Consider the following 18,299-nt stretch of genomic DNA (forward strand, 5'->3'; position numbering starts at 1 on the left):
ATCTATTCAATCGCGGATGCGCGTGGATGGCCGGGTCAAGCCAGGTCAAGCCCGGCCATGGCTGAAAGAAAGCTACGGCTTCTTCAGCGCTGCATGCGGCCGGCCGAAATCGGGCGCCGCCGAATCCTGGCCGATCTCGACGATGCCGCGGCGGATGGCGCGGGTGCGGGTGAAATGGTCGAACAGCGCCTCGCCGTCGCCGCGGCGAATGGCGCGGGTCAGCTTGGCGAGATCCTCGGTGAAGGTGCCGAGCATCTCCAGCACGGCTTCCTTGTTGGCAAGGAACACGTCGCGCCACATCGTCGGATCGGACGCCGCGATGCGGGTGAAATCGCGGAAGCCCCCGGCCGAGAATTTGATCACCTCCGATTCCGTCACCTGCGCCAGCTCGTCGGCGGTGCCGACAATGGTATAGGCGATCAGATGCGGCAGATGGCTGGTGATCGCGAGCACGAGATCATGATGATCCGGTGTCATCACCTCGACCTTGGCGCCCATCGCTGCCCAGAAGGCGCGCAGCCGATCGGTCGCTGCCGCATCGACACCGTCCGGCGGCGTCAAAATGCACCAGCGGTTGATGAACAGCTCGGCGAAGCCGGAATCCGGGCCCGAATGCTCGGTGCCCGCCACCGGATGCGCCGGCACGAAGTGAACGGTCTTCGGCAAATGCGGCGTCATGTCCCTGACCACCGCGCCCTTGACCGAGCCGACGTCGGAGACGACAGCGCCGGGCTTCAGATGATCAGCGATCTCCTTCGCCACCTCGCCGCAGGCGCCGACAGGGATGCAGAGAATGACGAGATCGGCGTCCTTCACGGCCTCCGCATTGGTCGCCACCACGTGGTCGACGATGCCGAGCTCCATCACCCGCGCGCGCGTCTTCTCCGAGCGCGCGGTGGCGACGATCTCGCCCGCCAAGCCCTGGAGCTTCGCAGCGCGCGCGATCGAGCCGCCGATCAGGCCGAAGCCGATCAGGGCGACGCGCTGGAAGTGCGCCTCGCCGCTCATTTGCCGGCCATGAAGTCGCGCAAGGCGTCGACCACGAGGCGGTTGGCCTCCTCGGTGCCGATGGTCATGCGCAGTGAATGCGGCAGGCCGTAATTCTTCAGCGCGCGCAGCACGAGGCCGCGCTTGGTGAGGTAGGCATCGGCCGCCTCCGAGGTCTTGCCCTCGGTCGGGAAATGGATCAGCACGAAATTGGCGACGCTCGGCGTCACCTTCAGTCCGAGCTTGCCGATCTCCTCGGTCAGCCAGTTGCGCCAGGTCTCGGTGAACTGCTTCGACATCGCCTGGTGCGCGGTGTCTTCAATGGCGGCGACCGCGGCGTACATCGCCGGCGTCGACACGTTGAAGGGACCGCGGATGCGGTTGACGGCATCGACGATGTGCTCGGGGCCGAACATCCATCCGACGCGCAGCGCGGCAAGCCCGTGGATCTTGGAGAAGGTGTGCGTCACGACCGTGTTCTCGGTGGTGGCGACCAGCTCGATTCCCATTTCATAGTCGTTGCGGGAAACGTAGTCGGAATAGGCGGCATCCAGCACCAGCAGCACATGCGAGGGCAGGCCGGCGCGCAGGCGCTTGACCTCGTCGAACGGCACATAGGTGCCGGTCGGGTTGTTGGGATTGGCGAGCCAGACCAGCTTCGTCTTCGGAGTCACCGCGTTGAGGATGGCGTCGACGTTGCAGGTGAGGTTGGTCTCCTGTGCAATGACGTTCTTGGCGCCGACCGCCATGGTCGCGATCGGGTAGACCAGGAAGCCGTGGGTGGTGGAGATCGCCTCGTCGCCCTGGCCGAGATAGGTGTGGGCGAGCAGGTTCAAGATCTCGTCCGAGCCGGCACCGCAGATGATGCGGTTCGGATCGAGCCCGAACGAGCGGCCGATCGCCTCGCGCAGCACGCGCGAGGTGCCTTCCGGATAATCCTCCAGATGATCCGCCACGCGCTTGAACGCCTCGATCGCCTTCGGCGAGGGTCCGAACGGCGTCTCGTTGGCCGAGAGCTTGAACACCTTGCGGCCCGGCTCCGGCACCGGGCTCTTACCGGGCGTGTAGGGCGCGATATCGAGAATGCCGGGATTCGGCACGGGGCGGGACATCTTCAACTCCGAAAGTGACTGGGCGCGTGGCTTACGATTTCGGCCCGGTCGGGGCCACCGTATAGCGCGTTGCGTGGCTGCCGACGAGGGCCGTGGAGCGCACCGAGGCCCCCGCCTCGATCAGGGCAGCCTTGATCTTGTCGATGCTGGTTGCGCTCGTGACCGACACCAGCAGCGCCGCGCCGTCGAAGGCGGTATCGGGCACCGCCACGATCTCGGCAAGCGGCGACAGGGCGCGCGCGACCTCGGCGTTCCACCCGGAAACGCGCACGCTGAAGGTCTCGACCTCGGTCACCAGGGCGCTGTCGGCGACGCGCGAGACCGCAAACACTGGCAGTGCCGCCGGATGGTCCGCGCGCTCGACGAAGGGCAGCCGCGCGATGATTTTTGGCGCGCCTTCCGCTTCCAGCTCCAGCCACCATGGCGTGCGGCTCGACGTCGCCGAGACCAGCGCCAGGTCGCCCTTGGATTTGGCCACCGCCTCGACCGCAGCCTGCGCGCTGAAATGCGCGACGTAGGGCACCGTGAAGCCGAAATGGAATCGCGCGGAATCGCGCATCGCCGGCTCGCTCACCGAGATGTCGGCATGCACGGAGAACGGCGCCTGCACGTAAGTGAACGTCGAGATGATCACCCGCCAGATGCTCTCGACCGTGTCGAGCGGCAGGATGCCGCGATGGCGCTGAACGAGGTCGCGCATCATCGCGGCCTCGCGCGCAGGCCGGAACGCGGAGCCGACCTCCTGGGTCTGCTTGACCTGGATCAGGCGGTCGATGATGTCGCCGCGCTGCATCAGCAGGCGATGCATGTCCGCATCGATCGCGTCGATCTCCTTGCGCAATTCCTGGAGCGATGGTGGCGCGGGCGGACGTTGGGACATATCTGCCAGATGCGTTCTGCGAAGTGCTGTTGAGAGGCGTTCCAATGCGGGTCGGGCAAGCCAGTCGACCGGATTCCGCTGCGGTCGATGTCCTGATTAGGCAGTCAGGGCGGCGAAAGCAAAGAGAAATGACGGCCTTTTCGGCGGGCGTTTCAAGGACGATTTTGGTTAATCCGGGCCGCGACTTGACGAAAACCGCCCAAGACAGTAGCTTTTGCCCGTTCCGTGGTCATTTGAGCCGGCCGGCTTGCAGCCACGTTAAAAAACTCGCTAAACAGGCCGGGGACGCTTCCGATCCCGGCCGAACCTATCGTTTAGGCCGGGTTTTTCATGGCCTGATGCAAGTAGCGGTCTGAAGTCCGATCGCAAACGAGGTCGATGGTCAGATGGGTAGCGTCAAGGCGATTCCGAGTCCTGCGATCAGCGCTGATGAGCGCTCGCACGAGGTCGATCACCCAAGTTCGCAGGTCGCGCGTTTCGGCGCCGATCAGCCGTTGCGGCTCGATTGCGGCATCGATCTGGCGCCGTTCCAGATCGCCTACCAGACCTATGGCGAGCTCAATGCCGATCGCTCCAACGCCATTCTGATCTGCCATGCGCTGACCGGCGACCAGCACGTCGCCAATCTGCACCCCGTCACCGGCAAGCCCGGCTGGTGGGACACGTTGGTCGGCCCGGGCCGCCCGATTGATCCGAGCCGCTACTTCATCATCTGCTCCAACGTGATCGGCGGCTGCATGGGCTCGACGGGGCCGGCCTCGATCAATCCCGCGACCGGCAAGGTGTGGGGCCTCGATTTCCCCGTCATCACCATTCCCGACATGGTGCGCGCGCAGGCGATGCTGATCGACCGGCTCGGCATCGACACGCTGTTCGCTGTCGTCGGCGGCTCGATGGGCGGCATGCAGGTGCTGCAATGGACCGCGGCCTATCCTGCCCGCGTGTTCTCTGCGCTCGCGGTCGCCTGCGCGACGCGGCACTCGGCGCAGAACATTGCCTTCCACGAGCTTGGCCGCCAGGCCGTGATGGCCGATCCCGACTGGCACAATGGCGGCTATGCCGATCGCGGCCTTCATCCGCATCGCGGCCTCGCGGTCGCGCGCATGGCCGCGCATATCACTTATTTGTCAGACGCTGCTCTGCACCGGAAATTCGGCCGGCGCATGCAGGATCGCGAGCTGCCGACCTTCTCGTTCGACGCCGACTTCCAGGTCGAGTCCTATCTGCGCTACCAGGGCTCCTCCTTCGTCGAGCGCTTCGACGCCAACTCCTATCTCTATCTCACCCGCGCGATGGACTATTTCGACATCGCGGCCGATCACGGCGGCGTACTGGCGAAGGCGTTTGCGGGCATCCAGACCCGCTTCTGCGTGGTGTCCTTCACCAGCGACTGGCTGTTTCCGACCTCGGAATCGCGCGCGCTGGTGCATGCGCTGAACGCGTCGAGCGCACGGGTGTCGTTCGCCGAGATCGAGACCGATCGCGGCCACGACGCCTTCCTGCTCGACGTGCCCGAATTCTTCGACATCTCCCGCGCCTTCCTGCAATCGGCGGGCAAGGCGCGCGGCCTCACCGGCAAGAATGACTGACAAGGACCGCTCGCGATGTCTGTACAGGAAGTGCTGCCGCTGAACGGTCTCACCGTGGAGCAGTCCGCTCATTTCCGCGCCGACCATCTGCTGGTCGCCGAGATGGTCAAGCCGGGCTCCAAGGTGCTCGACGTCGGCTGCGGCGACGGCGATCTGCTTCAGCTGCTGGAGACGCGCGGCATCGACGGCCGCGGCATCGAGTTGTCGCGCGAGGGCGTCAACCGCTGCGTCGCCAAGGGTCTTGCCGTGGTGCAGGGCGACGCCGACACCGACCTCGTCAACTATCCCGACGACGCCTTTGACTATGTGATCCTGTCGCAGACGCTGCAGGCGACGCGGCAGCCGCGCGTGGTGCTGGAGAACTTGCTGCGCATCGGCCGCCGCGCCATCGTGTCGTTCCCGAATTTCGGCTTCTGGAAGATGCGGCTCCAGCTCCTGATCGGCGGCCACATGCCGCGCACGGAGAACCTGCCGGCGACCTGGTACGACACCGCCAACATCCATTTCTGCACCATCAAAGATTTCGTCGAGCTCTGCGACGCGATCGGCGTCAAGATGGAGCGCGCCGAGGCGCTCGACCTCTACGGTCGTCCGCTCCGGCTGCGATTGCCGTGGTGGGTATGGAACATGTTCGGCGAGCAGGGCGTGTTCCTGCTGAGCCGCGGCGGGGGGAAGTAGGTTCTCCGTCATTCCGGGGCGATGCGATAGCATCGAGCCCGGAATCTCGAGGTTCCGGGTTCGCTCTTCGCGCGCCCCGGAACGACTGCCATGCTAACCTGCCGCCAGCGACCTCGGGTCCCGCGCCGGCCAGCGTCCCGCTTCCACCAGTGTTACGAACCGCTCCACGCTCTCGTTGAACAGCGCGGGCTCCTCGAGATTGAGCACGTGGCCGGACTAGGGAAACATCGCCAGGCCCGCAGCCGGCAGATGCTTCTTCAGAAAGAGACTCGCACCGACGCACGGATCGTCCTCGTCGCCGCAGATGATCAGCGCCGGCGTTGCCACGGCTCTGATCGCATCCGTCATGGCGTAGATCGAGGGGCGGCCGCCCTGAAAGCCGCGCATCGTGCGGGCTGATCCCTTGGCATCGTGACGCGCGAGCGCGGCGTAGAAATCGGCGTGGCCGCGCGGGTCCTTCACCAGGAAGGGAATCCGGCTCGGCGCCTCGCGCGTGACCTTTGCGACTTCGGCAGAGCCCAGCGTCTCGAACTGTTCGGCATTGGCGCGGCACTGCTTGCGCCAGGCGTCGAGATTTTCGAGCTCGGAGCCGGAGCCGACGCCGGCGAGCGTCATCGACAGCGCGCGATGCGGCGCGTTCAATCCGATCTGGAGCGACGAATAGGCGCCCATCGAGAGCCCCACGAGATGTGCGCGCTCGATTCCGAGATGATCGAGCACCGCGAGCGCGTCGGTGTAGAAATGCGTGTAGGTGTAGACCTCGCCATCGGGCACGTCCGATGGCGTGTAGCCGCGCGCGGAATAGGTGATGCAGCGGTGGCCGCGCGAGAAGTAGCGCATCTGCGGCTCCCAATTGGTGTAGTCAGCCGCGAACTCGTGCAGGAAAATAATTGGCGTTCCCTGGCCCGCCTCTTCGAAATAGATGCGGACGCCGTCCCTGGTCGTGGCATGGGGCATTAACCGTTTCCCTCTGTTCAGGCCGCAAACGGAGGATCGCAGTTAAAGGTGTTGTCCGCAATGCGGCAGCATCAGGCCAGCTCCAATGCAAAATCATCGCAGCCATTCGCCGACATGGCAGTCTTTTTCTCGCCACATCCGGACGCTTTACGCCCCGGCGGATGTCGGCCACGGCACTTGCCGACGGGAAGTGGGGGTGTAACTAAGGATGAAGAATGGTTGAGTTGTTTGCGTACCGCCTGTCGCGTTGTATTGTCGCGCTGGCGTTCTTCTTCGCGGCGGCTGCCGCGTTCGTTTCTCCGGCCTCAGCGCGGCCGCATCATCGTCATAGCGCAGAGCGGCACGCTTACGTGCACCATGCCAGACATCATCATGATCGCCATCATGCCCGTGGCTCGCGCTTCGAGCGCAGCGCGGCGCAGTTGCAGGCGAGCGGCTTTGCTGACACCCAGGCCAGCTATGATCCGAACGCCAACGGCGGCGGCATGGCCAGCAACGCCATGAGCGGTGGCAGCTTGGGCGGCGGATCGGGCCTCGTGTCCGAGGCGCGCCGCTATCTCGGCGGCAATCCGACGGGACGCGGCAGCCTATGGTGCGCGCGCTTCATGAACATGGTGCTGGAGCATACCGGCCATCGCGGCACCGGCTCCGACATGGCGAGCTCGTTCGCGCGTTACGGCACCCGCGTCTCCGGTCCGCAGGTCGGCGCCATCGCGGTGATGTCGCGCGGCCGCCGCGGCGGCCATGTCGGCATCATCACCGGCATCGACGCGCAGGGCAATCCGATCATGATTTCCGGCAACAACGGCAACCGCGTCCGCGAGGCCCCGGTCTCGCGCGGCCGGATCTATGCGTATGTGATGCCGAATTAACGGAGCCACGGGCCGTAGGATGGGCAAAGCGAAGCGAGCCCACCACCTCCGTCCGTTCAATAAAATGGTGGGCACGGCGCCAGAGCGCCTTTGCCCACCCTCCGGCAGCGGTGCTAACTCACACCAGCTTCGGCTCTTCCACCGCGACCGCATCCCCAACGCCGATCTCGCCACCTTCGATCACCTCGGCATAGATGCCGCAATCCATATGGCCGAGATGGCGCGAGAGCGTCGGCGGGATTTCGAGGTCGCGCGCGGCGGTCACCGGGTCGACATTGGTCGCCGGGCAGCGGACGATGCGTTTGACCACCTTCAGCCGGGCGGGCCCGATCGCGAGCGTCTGGCCGACGAGGTCGAGCTCGGACCATGCCGGCCAGCCCTTCACGTAGAGATTGGCGCGGAAGCGCAGCGGGTGCACGGCGATGCCGCCGAGCATGATCTCGATGGCGCGGACGCTGTCGAGATTGATGATGGACACGACCTTGCGGGCGACGTCGGAAAAGCTGTGGTCGCGTCCGGACAGAACCTTTGGCGGGCCCTTCAGCTCCGGCTGGAAATTCTCGGTGAAGTAGCTCTCGATGGCAGCGCGGCCGGCGGCGGTCTCGAGATCGCCGCTGGCGACGATCTGGCCGTCCTTGCGGATGGTCAGGCGGTTGGTTGCGTCCTCGAAACGACTGTCGAGGGAGGCCAGCCGCTCATGGCGCGCCAGCATCAGGAACTGGATCTTCGGCTTCCATTCGGGGGCTTCAGGGTCGAACCCGCTTGGGCCGTTCTCGATGGCGTAGCGGCGGTCGGCGGGCAAGGTCTGGCCGACCCGCAAGGGCACGCGGGGCAGGGACTCCGGCGTCAGGCCCTTGATCGGATAGCGGTAGAGGCCGGTGATTTCGGCGGTCTGGCTGGCTGTCATGCCGCTACTTAAGGGATTCGACCGCGTCCCGCCAAGCCGGCGGATCGGCGCACGAAATTGTGAACTCGCCTCTTTCGATCCGGGGACGCGCTTCCCACATCTGGGTCAGGCCGGCGCCAGCGCCGGCTGATACGACCGATGCCCGGTTGAGGAACGTCAACGCAGGCAGCGGAAACCCAGTGAAGATGCCGTTTGGGGTGCCTTAGCGGGCCCCAAGGGCAGGCCGAGGGACAGAAAAGAAATGAACGTCGAGAAGTATACTGAACGCTCCAGGGGCTTCATCCAGTCCGCGCAGTCGCTCGCGATGCGCGAGGGGCACCAGCAGTTTTCCACCCTGCATGTGCTGAAAGTCCTGCTGGACGACAATGAGGGGCTCGCTGCCGGTCTGATCGACCGTGCCGGCGGCAATTCCCGTGCAATCCTGAAGGCGACCGAGGAGGCCCTGAACAAGGTGCCGAAGGTCAGTGGCGGCGGCGCCGGCCAGATCTATCTCGCGCCCGAGCTCGCTCGCACTTTTGATGCCGCCGAAAAGGCCGGCGAGAAGGCCGGCGACAGCTTCGTCACCGTCGAGCGGCTTCTGCTCGGTCTCACGGTGGAGAAGACCAGCGAGGCAGGAGCGATCCTCGCCAAGGGTGGCGTCACCCCGCAAAATCTCAACGCCGCGATCGAGGCACTGCGCAAGGGCCGCACCGCGGACTCCGCGACTGCCGAGAACGCCTATGACGCGCTGAAGAAATATGCCCGCGACCTGACCCAGGCTGCGCGCGACGGCAAGCTCGACCCGGTCATCGGCCGCGACGAGGAGATCCGCCGCACCATCCAGGTGCTGTCGCGCCGGACCAAGAACAATCCTGTCCTGATTGGTGAACCCGGCGTCGGCAAGACCGCGATCGCGGAAGGGCTCGCGCTGCGCATCGTCAATGGCGACGTGCCGGAGAGCCTGAAGGACAAGAAGCTGCTGGCGCTCGATCTGGGCGCGCTGATCGCAGGCGCAAAATACCGCGGCGAGTTCGAGGAGCGGCTGAAGGCGGTGCTCCAGGAGGTGACCGGGAGCGAAGGCACCTTCATCCTGTTCATCGACGAGATGCACACGCTGATCGGCGCCGGCAAGGGTGACGGCGCGATGGACGCCTCCAACCTGCTCAAGCCTGCACTCGCCCGTGGCGAGCTGCACTGCATCGGCGCGACCACGCTCGACGAGTACCAGAAGCACGTCGAGAAGGACGCGGCGCTGGCGCGGCGGTTCCAGCCGATCTTCGTCAGCGAGCCCTCGGTCGAGGACACCATCTCGATCCTGCGCGGGCTGAAGGACAAGTATGAGCAGCACCATGGCGTGCGGATCGCCGATTCCGCGCTTGTCGCCTCTGCGACGCTGTCCAACCGCTACATCACTGATCGTTTCCTGCCCGACAAGGCGATCGACCTGATGGACGAGGCCGCGGCGCGGCTGAAGATGCAGGTCGATTCCAAGCCGGAGGAGCTGGATTCGCTGGACCGCGAGATCATCCGGCTCAAGATCGAGCAGGAAGCCCTGAAGAAGGAAAGTGATCCCGGCTCCAAGACCCGTCTCGAAGCGCTCGAGAAGGAGCTGGTCGAGCTCGAGGAGAAGTCGGCAGCGCTCACCGCGCGCTGGAGCGCGGAGAAGAACAAGCTCTCCAACGCCCAGAAGCTGAAGGCGGAGCTCGACGGCTTGCGCGTCGAGCTCGCCAACGCGCAGCGGCGCGGCGAATTCCAGAAGGCCGGCGAGCTAGCCTATGGAAGGATCCCGGAGCTGGAGAAGAAGCTCGCCGATATCGAGGCGAAGGAGAACCCCGGCGAGATGATGGAGGAGGCGGTCACCGCCAACCACATCGCGCAGGTGGTTTCGCGCTGGACTGGCGTGCCCGTCGACAAGATGCTGGAAGGCGAGAAGGAGAAGCTCCTCAAGATGGAGGAGCAGCTCGGACAGCGCGTGGTCGGCCAGGCCGAGGCCGTGCGTGCGGTCGCCACTGCCGTGCGCCGTTCGCGTGCGGGCCTCCAGGACCCGAACCGGCCCACCGGCTCGTTCATGTTCCTGGGGCCGACCGGCGTTGGCAAGACCGAGCTGACCAAGGCGCTCGCCGAGTACCTGTTTAACGACGAGACCGCGATGATCCGCCTCGACATGTCCGAGTACATGGAGAAGCACTCGGTCTCGCGGCTGATCGGCGCGCCTCCGGGCTATGTCGGCTATGACGAGGGCGGCGCGCTCACCGAAGCGGTGCGGCGCCGGCCTTATCAGGTGGTGCTGTTCGACGAGATCGAGAAAGCGCATCCCGACGTCTTCAACGTCCTGTTGCAGGTGCTCGACGATGGTCGCCTGACCGATGGCCAGGGCCGTACCGTCGATTTCCGCAATACGCTGATCATCATGACCTCGAACCTCGGTTCGGAATTTCTGGTGAATCAACCCGAGGGCGAAGACAGCTCGGCCGTGCGTGAGCAGGTGATGGGAACGGTGCGGGCGCATTTCCGCCCCGAATTCCTCAACCGCGTCGACGAGATCATCCTGTTCCACCGCCTGCAGCGGAGCGAGATGGGCCGGATCGTCGAGATCCAGTTCGCGCGGCTGCAGAAGCTGCTGACCGATCGCAAGATCGTGCTGACGCTCGATGCTGCCGGCCGCGACTGGCTGGCCGCCAAGGGTTGGGATCCCGCCTACGGCGCCCGGCCGCTGAAGCGGGTGATCCAGCGCTACCTCCAGGATCCGCTCGCCGAGATGATCCTGGCCGGCGACGTCAGGGACGGCGATACCGTTGTGATCTCGTCCGCAGGCAATGTGCTGACCTTCAACGGCAGGGCAGCGCAGACTGCGGAGATCGCCCAGTTCGAGGCGCCAGTGTCGAAGCGCAAGCTGAATTGAGTGCGGGCACTGCCGGCTGAAACGACGAACCGCCCCGGAGGGTTCAGCCTCTCCGGGGCGTTAGCTTTGTCGGTTAGTTCGTTAATTAGCCGAGTGCAGATGCGGAGCCGGGATCGGCTGGACCTTGCTCGTCGTCGTCCTCGTCGAGTTCCGAGAGAATATCCACCAGCTCGCGCACGCGGCCCTGTGCCAGCGGCCGCAAATCGTTGATCATCGGCTCGTCATTGGCGAGCCAGGCCTGAGCTTCGGCGAGTTCCTCGACGGTTGCGCCCGTCCCGATGATCTGGGCGATAGTGACGTCGTCGGCCCGATCCACGGCCTTGACGACATCGTCGCGTGAGAGGCGCGTCATGGGCGATCCTCCTGCTGATCAATTTCCGCCAGCGTCTAACCGGGAACCAGCGTGTGGGTTCCGCGGTCGAGGCCGGTCTGGCGGAGGTTACTTTTTCGCGAGCTTGTAGATCGCGTTCTCGAGGTCGGAGGAGACATAGATGACCCCGCTCGCGCCCACCGCGACGCCGGTCGGAATGTGGGTCGGCAGGCCTCCCGGCGCGCCCACGAGGCCGATCGGAAGATTGGCCGCGATCTCGGTGACCTTGCCGCTCTCCGGTTCGATCGCGATCAGGCGCTTGGCGCCGACTTCCGCCACGATCAGCTGACCATCGCCACCGCGCGCGATGCCTTCCGGCATTTTCAGCTCCCTGGCGAGTACGGTCTTTTCGCCGTTGCTATCGATCCGTGAGACGGTGCCTGCAAAGGCTTCGGTGACGTAGATCTCGTCAGCCCTCCCGCGAACGAGCCCCACCGGGCCTTCGAGGCCGCCGATCAACGTGGTGCGGTCCTTGCCATGCTCGCCGCTCACCTTGACCAGTGACTTGGTGCCGAGCTCGGCGACCAGGATGCTGCCGTCGGCGAGTACGATCGCATCGTGCGGCGCCTTGAAGCCGTGCAGCATGTCGCGCGTTGCGCCGGTCTTGGCGTCGATCACCTGCACCGTGCCGGTGAACCAGCTCGACAGCACCACATCGTTGCCCTGCGCGGTCGCGCTCATGGGATATTCGAGCGTCGTGCCGGCGGCGTGCATGCGCGCCCTCTCGGTGACCTCGCCAGTCGTGCCGTCCACCGTGCGATAGGCGAACACGTCGGCGACGTGGATTGTGTCCTTTCCGTTCTCCGAGGTGACGCCGATGCCGCCCGGCAAAGCCAGCTTGCCGATGATGATCTGCTTGGCCTGGCCGGTCGCCGGATCGACCTCCTGAATGCCGTTGTCGGCCATGTTCGAGACGTAGATGCGGTCCTTGTCGTCGATGGCGAGGTTGTCCAGTGACGGCTTCAATTGCGCGACCGTGGTCTTGGTGCCCGTTTTGGGATCGACCCGGACGAGCTGGCCGAGCGCGGTATCGACCACGAAGAGATTGCCCTTGGAATCGAAGTTCACCGCGGCCGGGACCTTGAAACCGTCGGCGACGACGGTGAGCTCGGCCTTGTCGACATCGACCTTTACGACCTGGCCCTTGAACCAGAGCGGACCGTAGAGCTTGTCGTCCGGACCGAACTCGAAGCCGTTGAGGCCGCCCATTTTCTCCATGATCTGGCGCGGCGGCTTCACGCCCTCGACGTCGATCTCATAGAGCGTGTCGCCGAGGAAAACGGTGGTGGCATAGAGCCTGCCGTCCTTGCGAAAGGCGAGTGAGTTGATGCCGGGAAGGCCGGATGCGAGCTTCTTGATGGGGCCGTCGCCCTTGCGCGCATAGAGATCGCCGGCGAGGAATCCGGTCCAGGCCATGGTGCCATCGGGCGCGAACGCGATGTCGTCGGCCATGCCGACGGGAGACGGAATTGCAACCTTGGCGGTACCGCCGGCGATGTCCACTTCGTAGAGCGCCGCGCCGGCGACGCTGCCGGCGAACAGGTGGCCGGCCTTGTCGATGCCGAGCCCGTGCACGCCATGGAATGCGGAGCCCGGCACGAGCTTTGTCACCTCCCAGCCGTCGGCGGATGCGCCCGTGGTGACGAAAAGCGCAGCGACGAGCGCTGCGCAGGCGAGCCTGTTGTTCATGGCGAGACCTCCCGTTTTTTGGAAAGTATTCGCTCCTGGCGCTGCTTTGGCAAACGAAACTTGGCGTTGTGACGCCGCGAGGCCGTCTCACGCGGTCAACGTCGAAATCCGATCGTGTTTGAAAATGTCCGGCCGATATCGGCCTGTTACCGGTTTCTACTACCGGTTGGTGACCTGGAGCGGACCGCCGGTCGCGTCCGACATGCGGGCGATGGCGCCGCCGCGGCCGCTCATCATGCCGTCAAGCCGGTCGCGCTCCTTCTCGAAGCCGGCCAGCATCGGGCCTTCCAGCGAACGGCCGCGCGGCAGTTTTACGCGCAGCGGGTCGACGAAGCGGCCGTTGACCAGGATTTCGTAGTGGACGTGCGGGCCGGTCGACGCGCCAGTCGAGCCGACGAAGCCGATGACCTGGCCCTGCCGCACCTTCTTGCCGACTTCCATGCCCTTGGCGAAAGCCGACATGTGGCCGTAGGCGGTTTCGTAGCCGTTATTGTGCTTGATGCGGATATATTTGCCGTAACCGCCCTCGGGGCCGATCTTCTCGATCGCGCCGTTGCCGGAGGCGAAGATCGGCGTGCCGTAGGCGGTGGCCCAATCGACGCCGGTGTGCATCTTCACATAGCCGAGGATCGGATGGCGGCGGCCGCCGAAGCCGGAGCGCATGATGGCGTTGTTGACGGGTTTCCTGACCAGGAACTTCTTCGCGCTCTTGCCGGTCTCGTCGTAGTAGTCGACGACACCATCGTCGGGGCTCTGATAGCGGTAGTATTTCTTGGTCTCGCCGCCGACCGTGAGCGAGGCGAACAGCACGTCGTTCTTTTCGCTCGACGTCACGCCCTCGTCCTCGCCGGCGTAGAACACGTCGAAGGAATCGCCCGGCTGCACCTTGCGCTGGAAATCGACGTCGTAGGAGTAGATCTTGATCATGTCCTCGATGACCGGCATCGGGACCTTGTTGCGCATCGCGGTCTCGTAGATGCTCTGGTAGAGCCGCACCCCGGTGCCGTCATCGTCGTCATCGTCGTCGCTGCTGGCGTTGGCCGTGGCGTCGGCGACGGTGTTCATGCTGGAGACGTCGACAGCGACATATTTGCCGAGATCGGACAGCGCCGCGATCGCCTCGACCATAGTGTCGTTTGCAACCACGACGCGATAGGGCTGGAGGCGGGCGCCGGGGCTTGCGGGCGCCATCAGGATGCGGAGCTTCTCGCCTTCCTTCAGGCCGCCGTCGCGGCCGCGGGGGCCGAGCGTTGCGGTGATCGCCTTGATCTCCTCGGCGCTGGCGCCGAGATCGCGCAGCACGGAGCCGACGCTGTCGCCCTTCTTGACCAGGTAGATGCGTTCGCCGCTCGGATTGCCGCCGGTGATCTGCTCCTTGGTCTTCGGCAGCAGCGTGACGTTTTCCGGCACCACGCGCGTCTCGAAGCCGGCATAGGGATCGGACGATGAGGTTTCCGGCGCGTAGGCGCTGCGGATGTCGGACGATCCGGTCGCGCCGGAGACATCGGCCGTGGCATTGGCCAGCGAGGCGTAGCGGACGCCGCCATTGCCGCGCCAGTTGGCGGCATCGCGCACCCGCATCAGGATGTCGTCGAGCGCCACCACTGCGGAAATCTTCGCCTTCGGCAGCACCGGCGACAGGTCCTTGGTCACGAAGGAGACCTCGGCGTCGGGCTCGACGGCTTCGGGATTGTTGGGATCGTCGGAGGCGGTCTTCGGATCGGAGCCGACATCTGTGAGCAGACGCTGGGCGTTGAACGGCGGGATCTTCGCCGACAGCTCGCTGGTCGTCATCGACAGGTTGCCGGCGATCCGGACGAAGGGGCGCACCCGCATCACGTCGCGGTTGCCGACACGGGCCACAGTCGAGACGCGCACGATGTTGCGCGAGGCCGTGGATTCGTTCGGCGGCGGCAGGCGGTCGCTCTTGTGCAGCGTGGCGGCACGATCGGCTGCGCCAAAGGCGCCGCGCAGCGCGCCTTCGACGCGTTCGGGCACCTTGGCGAAGGTCATCTCGCCGTCGAGAGATGCGAAAACGGCGCCGCCGATCAGGGCCGCGCCGCAGAGTCCGGTCAGAATTGTGCCGCTGAACCACTGCACCGAGACGCGGCGACGATCGATGACGGCGGCTTCCGAACCATCGACGGACAGCGGCGGCTCGTGGCCGAGATCGATGATCCCGGTCTCACGCCCGTAAGCGCCGCGTGACGTCCTGTGGTTCAACCCAAGTCCCCCAATCAACGACCCAAGATGCCCGTTTCCGAACCCCGTTCCGGTTGCCCTCTTGCAGGGGGATCGCCGGAAAAGGCAAGCCGCACAGGCGCCCGCGCTCAGAAAGCCCCGCGATAGGGCCGGCCGAAATTACGAACAGCTGGACGGGTGAAGGTCTCTCGAAGTCTCTCGAATGTCGGAAGAAGGCCGCCTCATCGTATGATTGCCTTCCTCTGACCCCACGAAAATCGCGGCAGCCCCCACTGGCATCCCGCGATTCAAGCTTGTCTCTTATCAGAACGCCGCGGGATTGTGGCTCAAGTACGGCGCCTAATATGGAAAAAGTTTCCTGAACGGGCGGGCGCGGGAGGCCACCCGGCAGGCCGCCCAGGACCCCCTTCGGAGCCCCTCAGGAGCCCCCAGGGGCGCAAACTTTTTTTCAGATTTTTTGCCCTGCAGCTTCGATCCGATCGCCCCCTGGCCGCCTAATCGACTGGAATCGCTTGACTTTTTTCCGTGATCCACTGTGCGACGATTTGTTGACGATTGGCGTTGACAGCCCGGAAGGCGGGGCCTATAACCCCAACCACTGAGCGCGGCGCCGCCGGGTCACTGACCAAGGCGAGCGAACGCGCCACTGATGCTCCTCACCTTGTTGAGTGACACAACAGCCGACACCAGTCGGTTGGAGTTCATCCATCGTCGGTAAGGGTGTCGGAACCCTTCCTCTCAGGAAGGTTGGGGCCTCTCCGGTCCCGGGCTGTTTGACAAGTGAAGATGAAGAAAGAGAAACGTGGACGGCGGAGTCCTTGCGGGTCTCGCTTCTGAAAAGCTTCGGCTTTTCTGATCGAGACCGGACGAAAGACTTCGGCGGTACACGTTTCAAAGGTAACACCATGGCCTCTTCATTGAGGTCAGTTCGCAAGCGATGTGAATCGCTTCGCGAGTATGGTGGGACCTCGTCAAACGTTGTGATCAGCCGGTTCAAAGTTCAAGTCCAACTTGAGAGTTTGATCCTGGCTCAGAGCGAACGCTGGCGGCAGGCTTAACACATGCAAGTCGAGCGGGCGTAGCAATACGTCAGCGGCAGACGGGTGAGTAACGCGTGGGAACGTACCTTTTGGTTCGGAACAACACAGGGAAACTTGTGCTAATACCGGATAAGCCCTTACGGGGAAAGATTTATCGCCGAAAGATCGGCCCGCGTCTGATTAGCTAGTTGGTAGGGTAATGGCCTACCAAGGCGACGATCAGTAGCTGGTCTGAGAGGATGATCAGCCACATTGGGACTGAGACACGGCCCAAACTCCTACGGGAGGCAGCAGTGGGGAATATTGGACAATGGGGGCAACCCTGATCCAGCCATGCCGCGTGAGTGATGAAGGCCCTAGGGTTGTAAAGCTCTTTTGTGCGGGAAGATAATGACGGTACCGCAAGAATAAGCCCCGGCTAACTTCGTGCCAGCAGCCGCGGTAATACGAAGGGGGCTAGCGTTGCTCGGAATCACTGGGCGTAAAGGGTGCGTAGGCGGGTCTTTAAGTCAGGGGTGAAATCCTGGAGCTCAACTCCAGAACTGCCTTTGATACTGAAGATCTTGAGTCCGGGAGAGGTGAGTGGAACTGCGAGTGTAGAGGTGAAATTCGTAGATATTCGCAAGAACACCAGTGGCGAAGGCGGCTCACTGGCCCGGTACTGACGCTGAGGCACGAAAGCGTGGGGAGCAAACAGGATTAGATACCCTGGTAGTCCACGCCGTAAACGATGAATGCCAGCCGTTAGTGGGTTTACTCACTAGTGGCGCAGCTAACGCTTTAAGCATTCCGCCTGGGGAGTACGGTCGCAAGATTAAAACTCAAAGGAATTGACGGGGGCCCGCACAAGCGGTGGAGCATGTGGTTTAATTCGACGCAACGCGCAGAACCTTACCAGCCCTTGACATGTCCAGGACCGGTCGCAGAGACGTGACCTTCTCTTCGGAGCCTGGAACACAGGTGCTGCATGGCTGTCGTCAGCTCGTGTCGTGAGATGTTGGGTTAAGTCCCGCAACGAGCGCAACCCCCGTCCTTAGTTGCTACCATTTAGTTGAGCACTCTAAGGAGACTGCCGGTGATAAGCCGCGAGGAAGGTGGGGATGACGTCAAGTCCTCATGGCCCTTACGGGCTGGGCTACACACGTGCTACAATGGCGGTGACAATGGGATGCGAAGACGCAAGTCCTAGCAAATCTCAAAAAGCCGTCTCAGTTCGGATTGGGCTCTGCAACTCGAGCCCATGAAGTTGGAATCGCTAGTAATCGTGGATCAGCACGCCACGGTGAATACGTTCCCGGGCCTTGTACACACCGCCCGTCACACCATGGGAGTTGGCTTTACCTGAAGACGGTGCGCTAACCCGCAAGGGAGGCAGCCGGCCACGGTAGGGTCAGCGACTGGGGTGAAGTCGTAACAAGGTAGCCGTAGGGGAACCTGCGGCTGGATCACCTCCTTTCTAAGGATGATCCTTCAGCGAGCTCACGCTCACTATCGGATCGTTTTAGAAACATCAGTGGCCAACAGATCGCCAGATCGTTGAGCTGCATTGGCGGGATTTCGCCGTCTTCGTTTCTCTTTCTTCGCGGACGAACACGCGCTGGGCCTGCAACGGCAGGATCCAGGGTCCTTAACGGGATGTGCGTTAGGGGCTTGTAGCTCAGTTGGTTAGAGCGCGCGCTTGATAAGCGTGAGGTCGGAAGTTCAAGTCTTCCCAGGCCCACCACTTTCATCGAGTGAGCATTCGTCTTCTGGTTACGGGGCCATAGCTCAGCTGGGAGAGCGCGTGCTTTGCAAGCATGAGGTCGTCGGTTCGATCCCGTCTGGCTCCACCAGATGGTTTGATCACCTGCGACTGACCGTCGTCCGCGAAACATCACTTCGCATTCACTAGTCTGGATAGACAGTGAACTGCGTGTTTTCTGACATCGTAAAGAGGAGATCGATCCGAGTTGGGTCGTGCAGCAGATTGTTGCGCGGATCCTTCATTATCTCCGGATCATTTTCGGCGCTCGCTTTCAGCCGTGAGGCTGAACGCGAGTTGTAAAATGATCCTTTTAGCGAAGCTTGACCGCCTCGCTATCGGAACGATCTTACGAAGCAAGCTGGTCTTTCTAGTCAATGTCCGGCTGTGAGAA

11 protein-coding genes, 2 tRNA genes, 1 rRNA gene, 1 pseudogene and 1 riboswitch are annotated in these 18,299 nt (G+C 63.7%); of the genes and pseudogenes, 7 read left to right on the forward strand and 8 right to left on the reverse strand.

Annotated elements, in window-relative coordinates; translation table 11 throughout:
- Positions 1–72: 72 nt before the first annotated feature.
- The 3 genes from ACVWY3_RS34035 to ACVWY3_RS34045 are packed head-to-tail and all read right to left on the reverse strand — an operon-like array spanning position 73 to position 2,979.
- The gene (locus ACVWY3_RS34035; protein ID WP_456842365.1) at positions 73–1,008 is read right to left on the reverse strand and encodes a prephenate/arogenate dehydrogenase family protein; all 936 of its coding nucleotides are present in this window, start codon (positions 1,006–1,008) and stop codon (positions 73–75) included.
- Positions 1,005–2,099 carry a histidinol-phosphate transaminase gene (gene hisC, locus ACVWY3_RS34040; RefSeq protein ID WP_456842366.1) on the reverse strand — a complete coding sequence of 365 codons (1,095 nt, stop codon included), beginning with the start codon at positions 2,097–2,099 and terminating at the stop codon, positions 1,005–1,007. The genes ACVWY3_RS34035 and hisC overlap by 4 nt, the downstream gene beginning before the upstream one ends.
- A gap of 31 nt (positions 2,100–2,130) precedes the next feature.
- Complete coding sequence (locus tag ACVWY3_RS34045; protein ID WP_456842367.1) at positions 2,131–2,979, reverse strand: chorismate mutase; 849 nt, start codon at positions 2,977–2,979, stop codon at positions 2,131–2,133.
- A 215-nt stretch (positions 2,980–3,194) separates the two neighbouring features.
- Positions 3,195–3,274: riboswitch (SAM riboswitch) on the forward strand.
- 91 nt (positions 3,275–3,365) lie between these two features.
- On the opposite strand from ACVWY3_RS34045, the gene metX reads away from it, so the two are divergent.
- Both metX and metW read left to right on the forward strand, forming a co-directional pair.
- Entirely contained in the window at positions 3,366–4,568 is a 1,203-nt protein-coding gene (gene metX / locus ACVWY3_RS34050) for a homoserine O-acetyltransferase MetX (protein WP_456842368.1), read from the forward strand.
- 15 nt (positions 4,569–4,583) lie between these two features.
- Positions 4,584–5,246, forward strand: a complete 663-nt coding sequence (gene metW, locus ACVWY3_RS34055; RefSeq protein ID WP_456842369.1) for a methionine biosynthesis protein MetW — start codon at positions 4,584–4,586, stop codon at positions 5,244–5,246.
- A gap of 93 nt (positions 5,247–5,339) precedes the next feature.
- Here the strand turns inward: metW and ACVWY3_RS34060 are convergent.
- Positions 5,340–6,203: pseudogene (locus tag ACVWY3_RS34060) on the reverse strand (alpha/beta fold hydrolase).
- Positions 6,204–6,418: 215 nt separating this feature from the next.
- On the opposite strand from ACVWY3_RS34060, the gene ACVWY3_RS34065 reads away from it, so the two are divergent.
- Positions 6,419–7,075 (forward strand): TIGR02594 family protein, encoded by a 657-nt coding sequence (locus ACVWY3_RS34065; RefSeq protein WP_456842370.1) that lies wholly within the window; start codon positions 6,419–6,421, stop codon positions 7,073–7,075.
- Positions 7,076–7,193: 118 nt separating this feature from the next.
- Here ACVWY3_RS34065 and ACVWY3_RS34070 read toward each other — a convergent pair whose 3' ends face one another.
- A complete protein-coding gene (locus ACVWY3_RS34070) occupies positions 7,194–7,982 on the reverse strand; it encodes an MOSC domain-containing protein (protein ID WP_456842371.1) in 789 nt (262 codons plus the stop codon).
- A 241-nt stretch (positions 7,983–8,223) separates the two neighbouring features.
- Here ACVWY3_RS34070 and clpB point away from each other — a divergent pair, with 241 nt between their 5' ends.
- Positions 8,224–10,863, forward strand: a complete 2,640-nt coding sequence (clpB, locus tag ACVWY3_RS34075) for an ATP-dependent chaperone ClpB (RefSeq protein WP_456842372.1) — start codon at positions 8,224–8,226, stop codon at positions 10,861–10,863.
- 85 nt (positions 10,864–10,948) lie between these two features.
- On the opposite strand, the gene ACVWY3_RS34080 is transcribed toward clpB, so the two are convergent.
- The 3 genes from ACVWY3_RS34080 to ACVWY3_RS34090 form a co-directional block, all read right to left on the reverse strand.
- The gene (locus tag ACVWY3_RS34080; RefSeq protein ID WP_456842373.1) at positions 10,949–11,215 is read right to left on the reverse strand and encodes a hypothetical protein; all 267 of its coding nucleotides are present in this window, start codon (positions 11,213–11,215) and stop codon (positions 10,949–10,951) included.
- Between the two features lie 87 nt (positions 11,216–11,302).
- On the reverse strand, positions 11,303–12,922 hold the full coding sequence (locus tag ACVWY3_RS34085; RefSeq protein ID WP_456842374.1) for a hypothetical protein: 1,620 nt from the start codon (positions 12,920–12,922) through the stop codon (positions 11,303–11,305).
- A gap of 159 nt (positions 12,923–13,081) precedes the next feature.
- Positions 13,082–15,145, reverse strand: coding sequence for a M23 family metallopeptidase (locus ACVWY3_RS34090; RefSeq protein WP_456842375.1), 2,064 nt, complete (start codon positions 15,143–15,145; stop codon positions 13,082–13,084).
- Positions 15,146–16,131: 986 nt separating this feature from the next.
- Here ACVWY3_RS34090 and ACVWY3_RS34095 point away from each other — a divergent pair.
- The 3 genes from ACVWY3_RS34095 to ACVWY3_RS34105 all read left to right on the forward strand — a co-directional run bounded on the left by ACVWY3_RS34095 (position 16,132) and on the right by ACVWY3_RS34105 (position 17,996).
- Positions 16,132–17,620, forward strand: a 16S ribosomal RNA gene (locus ACVWY3_RS34095).
- 190 nt (positions 17,621–17,810) lie between these two features.
- A tRNA-Ile gene (locus tag ACVWY3_RS34100) sits at positions 17,811–17,887 on the forward strand.
- Between the two features lie 33 nt (positions 17,888–17,920).
- Positions 17,921–17,996 (forward strand) — tRNA-Ala (locus ACVWY3_RS34105).
- Positions 17,997–18,299 lie beyond the last annotated feature (303 nt).

This window comes from Bradyrhizobium sp. USDA 4486, from assembly GCF_054057995.1.

Coding starts and splice junctions, on each gene's coding strand:
- metW (WP_456842369.1), top strand. CDS start 4,584: ATGTCTGTACAGGAAGTGCTGCCGCTGAACGGTCTCACCGTGGAGCAG.
- hisC (WP_456842366.1), bottom strand. CDS start 2,099: ATGTCCCGCCCCGTGCCGAATCCCGGCATTCTCGATATCGCGCCCTAC.
- ACVWY3_RS34085 (WP_456842374.1), bottom strand. CDS start 12,922: ATGAACAACAGGCTCGCCTGCGCAGCGCTCGTCGCTGCGCTTTTCGTC.
- ACVWY3_RS34070 (WP_456842371.1), bottom strand. CDS start 7,982: ATGACAGCCAGCCAGACCGCCGAAATCACCGGCCTCTACCGCTATCCG.
- metX (WP_456842368.1), top strand. CDS start 3,366: ATGGGTAGCGTCAAGGCGATTCCGAGTCCTGCGATCAGCGCTGATGAG.
- ACVWY3_RS34045 (WP_456842367.1), bottom strand. CDS start 2,979: ATGTCCCAACGTCCGCCCGCGCCACCATCGCTCCAGGAATTGCGCAAG.
- ACVWY3_RS34080 (WP_456842373.1), bottom strand. CDS start 11,215: ATGACGCGCCTCTCACGCGACGATGTCGTCAAGGCCGTGGATCGGGCC.
- clpB (WP_456842372.1), top strand. CDS start 8,224: ATGAACGTCGAGAAGTATACTGAACGCTCCAGGGGCTTCATCCAGTCC.
- ACVWY3_RS34035 (WP_456842365.1), bottom strand. CDS start 1,008: ATGAGCGGCGAGGCGCACTTCCAGCGCGTCGCCCTGATCGGCTTCGGC.
- ACVWY3_RS34065 (WP_456842370.1), top strand. CDS start 6,419: ATGGTTGAGTTGTTTGCGTACCGCCTGTCGCGTTGTATTGTCGCGCTG.